The 5521-nt window shown below is 63.0% G+C and carries 2 protein-coding genes and 1 pseudogene; 2 read left to right on the forward strand and 1 reads right to left on the reverse strand.

Annotated features, from left to right (window positions below; genetic code table 11):
- Positions 1–997: pseudogene (locus tag AC5DC2_RS18595) on the reverse strand (ribonuclease E/G); the annotation flags it as partial.
- A gap of 719 nt (positions 998–1716) precedes the next feature.
- Between AC5DC2_RS18595 and AC5DC2_RS18600 the strand changes: the two are divergent.
- Positions 1717–2976 carry an N-acetylmuramoyl-L-alanine amidase gene (locus AC5DC2_RS18600; RefSeq protein WP_024710113.1) on the forward strand — a complete coding sequence of 420 codons (1260 nt, stop codon included), beginning with the start codon at positions 1717–1719 and terminating at the stop codon, positions 2974–2976.
- Between the two features lie 214 nt (positions 2977–3190).
- Positions 3191–5521, forward strand: a 2331-nt coding sequence (locus AC5DC2_RS18605; protein ID WP_491699544.1) for a penicillin-binding protein 1A, incomplete at its 3' end; no start/stop codon positions are given.

The following is a 5521-nucleotide window of genomic DNA, read 5'->3' on the forward strand; positions in this document are numbered from 1 at the left end:
CCGAATAGCGGCCGGCGAGCGAAAGATAGGTCGTCAGCGCCGCGCCCTTGTTGCCGCGCTCCTCCTTGGCGACCTGCACCAGCAGGATCTGCCGGCGCTTGATCACTTCCTGGATGCGGTACTGCTTGCGCATCCGGCGGTGGCCATTGTCCGGCACCTCTTCCATCGCGTCTTCGGCGCCGACGGATTCGACGCTGTCGTCGTCATCGTCGAGGTCCTCGGAAATCGTGTCGGCGTCGACCTCGGCCGCCATATGGGTCGGGCCGCCCTTGTCTTCGTCGTCAGAGCCTTTTTCGCCCGAAGACTCATCTTTGGAAGCTGTCTCGCCGTCGCCCTCGACCGACGCGTCCGCTTCGCCCTTCGCTGCCTTCTTGGCGGCCGGCTTGCGGCGCCTGCGGGGCTTGGGCTTTGCCGTTTCCTCAGCGGCTTTAGTCGTTTCAGCGGTTGCCGCTGCCTCGGACGCGTCGTCGGATTTTGCTTCGGCCTCGGCCTTCGTCTCGGAAGCGTCCGCAGCCTCTGCCGATGCTTCGGCGCCTGCAGCCTTTTCCGGTTCCTGCGTCGCCTCGTCGGCCTTGCTGTCGGCCGTGTTCGAGCGCGATTTCGCCCGGCCCCTGCGGGTGCGGGGCTTCGGCTTGCCGTCGGCCTCGGCGGCCTTCTCGGAGGCCTCGGCCGGCTCGGTCATGGAGGCCTCGGCGTCGTCGCCGTCATCCTCTTCGCTTGCTTCCTTCAGAAGGGCTTCGCGATCGGCCAGCGGGATCTGGTAATAGTCGGGATGGATTTCCGAAAAGGCCAGGAAGCCATGGCGGTTGCCGCCATAGTCGACAAACGCGGCCTGGAGAGAGGGCTCGACCCGCGTGACCTTTGCAAGATAGATGTTGCCGCGCAGCTGTTTCTTGTGCTGCGATTCGAAATCGAACTCCTCTATGCGATTTCCACGAACAACGACGACGCGCGTCTCTTCTTCATGAGAGGCGTCGATGAGCATTTTGTCTGCCATTTATAGTGAGCTCCTCGGCGCAGTCGCTCGCCGGTCTCCGAAAGGACGCTCGTCCTGTCCCGGAAACGGTTGCCTGCGGATGCGCCGGATGAATGTGCGTTCGACCGGTGCAACGAAACGCGGGCGGCTGCTTCTCGAATCAGTCCGTCGCCGCTTGCGGGCGGAAAGGCCGATGGAAGAAATTGACGCTTCGTTCTCATATGAAACCAGTCGAAACCAATACTAACGGGCCTCTCGAGTAGAGAGGCGATGAATATGCCCTCAGGGGGTCGCCCGAAGAGCATTGACCCTTACGCCGAAACGATTTTTGAGAAACACGTATAACGGCGAAGATATTCTGTTCGGTGGTGGAAGGACGCGGGTGATCCGTCACTCCATATGGCGCCAATCAACAAGAGACCGGCTGCCCTTGCGCGCAATCGTCCCGTCATAAATCTCCACCTGAACCACATTAGTATGTATTCCATGCTGCAATAGCAAGAAAAATCCAATCCCCGGTTATATTTGAGCGCCAAGCGAATCATGCCACTGAAGGCCGCGCCAGCCGGGTGGGCGTTCCCTGTTCCGTCTGGTGGACGTATCGGGTGCGGCGCTCGGGCCATTCTTTCGCCATCACCGTGGCGTTCATGGTCGCTTTCTTGCCGGCGGGCCGGCAGTTACGGTAATACACGGTTGGATTGCATTTTCGCGGGCCTGGCCTGCGACAAGCGAGAGGTGGCATGACGGGACGCAATGTGGCCGGCGGCAGGGTTCTTTTTGACAGTGTTTTCGCGGCGCGCCTGGCGATAGCCGGGGCGCTTCTGCTCCTCTTTTTGACAGCGGTTGCGCCGGCTGCGCGCGCCAGCGCGGAAGACGCGGATGCCGAGGCACCGCTGATCGCCTATAACGCGCTTCTTGTCGGCGATGATGCGCGGGCCCGCCTCGTGGTCGACTTCGACCGTTCGCCGGAGTTCAGCTATCATTACCTCAAGGATCCCGCCCGGCTGGTGATCACCCTTCCGAGCACGGCCTTCGGGTTTGCCGCCGACGCGGTCGAGCCACGCGGGCTCGTCAGCGATGTGCGCTACGGCGCGACCGGACCGGGCCAGTCCCGCATCGTGCTTTCGGCGCGCGAGCCGATCCAGATGACGCTCGGCGAGGTCCGGCAGGAGGAGGGGGGCAGCGCCCGTCTGGTGATCGATCTTGCGATTGCCGATGCCGCGCGCTTCGCCGCCCTCGTGGAGCGCCGGCAGTCCGAGGCGGGCGACGCTTTCACCGACAGCCTTGCGACGCCGGTCGACGACGACACCTATGTCGTTGCTGTCGATGCCGGTCATGGCGGCGTCGATACCGGCGCGATCGGCGAGGACACGAAGACGCTGGAAAAGACGATCACGCTCGATTTCGCCCGCGCCTTTGCCAGGCGATTGGCGCAGGAGCCGGGATACGAGCCTTTTCTGACCCGCGATTCGGATGTCTATCTTTCACTCTCCAGACGGGTGGAACTGGCGCGACAGCACGGCGCCGACCTTTTCATCTCGTTTCACGCGGATTCGCTCGATCAGCCCGACATTTCGGGCGCGACCGTCTATACGCTTTCCGACCGCGCGTCGGACCGGCTTGCCGCTGCCCTTGCCCGGCGCGAAAACCTGTCCAACGAGATCATGGGCATCGAAGCCGACAGCGAGCCGGAGGAGGTGACCGATATCCTGCTCGACCTCACGCGACGCGAGACCCAGAGCTTTTCGATTTCGCTTGCCGACAGGGTCGTTGCCTCGTTCAGCGGGCAGATCGGGCTGATCAACAATCCCCATCGCTTTGCAGGCTTCATGGTGCTGAGGGCGCCGGACATTCCCTCGATCCTGCTCGAGATCGGCTTTCTCTCCAATGCCGAGGACGAGAGGCGCATGCTCGATCCGGAATGGCGCGACCGGCTGGTGGACCGGTTGGTGGAGGCGGTCAAGCGGTATCGACACCCGCTCGTCTCCGGTGGCGGATGAGCAACAGCCGCGCCGGATCGATCCATGCGCCGAAACAACATTTTAGCGGCGTCGCAAAAAGCGCACATTCGTTGTAAAAAGGTGCTCGGGGTGTTTTCAACACGGGCTCGGGGCGGTATCTGCGGTCATTTGGAAAATGCGCCGGCATGAGACCATTTCGGCACGAGGAAAGTTCGGCCAGCCTCGCCAGAGACAGGATTCAACAGACGTGAACGTGATCAAGCTTATCGGATATCTTTTCGGCCTCGCCTGCGCGCTTTTTGTCGTGGTGGCGATCGGCGTCGGGATTTATCTGAACAATGTCGCCAAGGATCTGCCGGACTACGAGGTGCTTGCGCAGTATACGCCGCCGGTCACGACGCGCATTTATGCCGGCAACGGCGAACTGATGGCCGAATACGCCCATGAGCGCCGCCTGTTCCTGCCGATCGATGCCATTCCCATGCGCGTGCGCGGCGCCTTCCTGTCGGCCGAAGACAAGAATTTCTACTCCCACCCCGGCGTCGACGTCGTCGGCCTGACGCGCGCGATCATCACCAATGTGCGCAATATGGGCACCGGTCGCCGCCCCGTCGGCGCTTCGACCATCACCCAGCAGGTCGCCAAGAACTTCCTTCTGTCGTCGGACCAGACCTATGAGCGCAAGGTCAAGGAGGCGATCCTGTCCTTCCGCATCGAGCAGGCCTATTCCAAGGATACGATCCTCGAACTTTACCTCAACGAGGTCTATTTCGGCCTGAACGCATACGGCATCGCCGATGCGGCGCTTTCCTATTTCGACAAGCCGGTCTCCGACCTGACGATCGCCGAGAGCGCCTATCTCGCCGCCGTTCTCAAGGGGCCGGCCAATTACGATCCCTACCGCCATCCCGAAGCCGCGATCGAGCGCCGCAACTGGGTGATCAGCCGGATGGAGGAAAACGGCTACATCACCGCCGAGGAAGCCGAAACGGCGCGCGCCGAACCGCTTGGCGTGGTCTCGACGCACCGCAACCGGCCGATTGCGGGCGATGAATATTATGCGGAGGCCGTCCGCCGCGAGCTGAAGGACAAGTATGGCGAGGAGATGCTCTATGAAGGCGGGCTTTCGGTGCGCACCTCGCTTGACCCCAAGATGCAGCTCGATGCCCAGAAGGCGCTGCGCGACGGCCTTATCAACTATGACGAGGCGGCCGGTTTCCGCGGGCCGATCGCCGAAGTATCGGTTTCCGGCGACTGGGGCCCGGAACTGGCCAAGTTGCGGCCGCTCTGGGACGTGCCGGACTGGAAGATCGCCGTCGTGCTCGGCGTGAGCGGCGAGGGAGCCGAGATCGGCATCCGTCCGCAGATCGATGCCGCCGGCAAGGTGGATACGGCGCGCGAGACCGGTTTCATTCCGGCCGATGACATGAAGTGGGCCTATCGTTTCCTCGAAAAGGGCAAGCCGAACGCAAAGAGCCCCGAAGGCGTGCTGAAGCCCGGCGATGTCGTCTATGTCGAGACGACCGGCGAGGGCGACACCTACAGGCTGCGGCAGGTGCCGAAGGTTCAGGGCGGTCTTGTCGCCATGGACCCGCAGACGGGCCGCGTTCTGGCCATGGTCGGCGGCTTCGCCTTCTCCGAAAGCCAGTTCAACCGCGCGACGCAGGCCTATCGCCAGCCGGGCTCCTCCTTCAAGCCCTTCGTCTATGCCGCGGCGCTCGACAATGGCTACACGCCGGCCTCCGTGGTCATGGATGCGCCGATCGAGATCGAGTCCGGCGGCGAACTGTGGAAGCCGCAGAACTATGCCGGCGGTTTCTCCGGTCCGCAGACGCTGCGAACCGGCATCGAGAAGTCGAAGAACCTGATGACCGTGCGCCTCGCCAACGACCTCGGCATGGAAACGGTTGCCGATTATGCCGAACGTTTCGGCATCTACGATCACATGGATCCGGTGCTCGCCATGTCGCTCGGCTCCGGCGAGACCACCGTCATGCGCATGGTTTCCGCCTATGCGGTGATCGCCAATGGCGGCAAGCAGGTCAATCCGACGCTGATCGACCGCATCCAGGACCGCTACGGCGAGACGATATTCAAGCATGAGGAGCGCATCTGCGAGAACTGCAATGCGGAGGAATGGACCGGGCAGGCCGAGCCCATTCTCATCGATGACCGCCAGCAGGTGCTCGATCCCATGACGTCCTACCAGATCACCTCGATGATGGAGGGCGTCGTCCAGCGCGGCACGGCGGCCAGCGCCGTCAATCTGGACCGTCCGGTCGCCGGCAAGACCGGCACCACCAATGACGAGAAGGATGCCTGGTTCGTCGGCTTCACGCCCAATCTCGTCGCCGGGCTTTACATTGGCTTCGACCAGCCGGCAACGCTCGGCCGCCACGGGACGGGCGGCGGCCTTGCCGCGCCGATCTTCAACGCGTTCATGACCGACGCGCTGAAGGAACTGCCGGTCGAAAACTTCATCGAACCCGAGGGCATGACCAACATCCTGGTCAACCGCTCGACCGGCATGCGCGCCGGCGGTTCCGGGCCCGGCGTCATCGCCGAGGCCTTCAAGCCCGGCTCG

The organism is Martelella sp. (assembly GCF_984369615.1).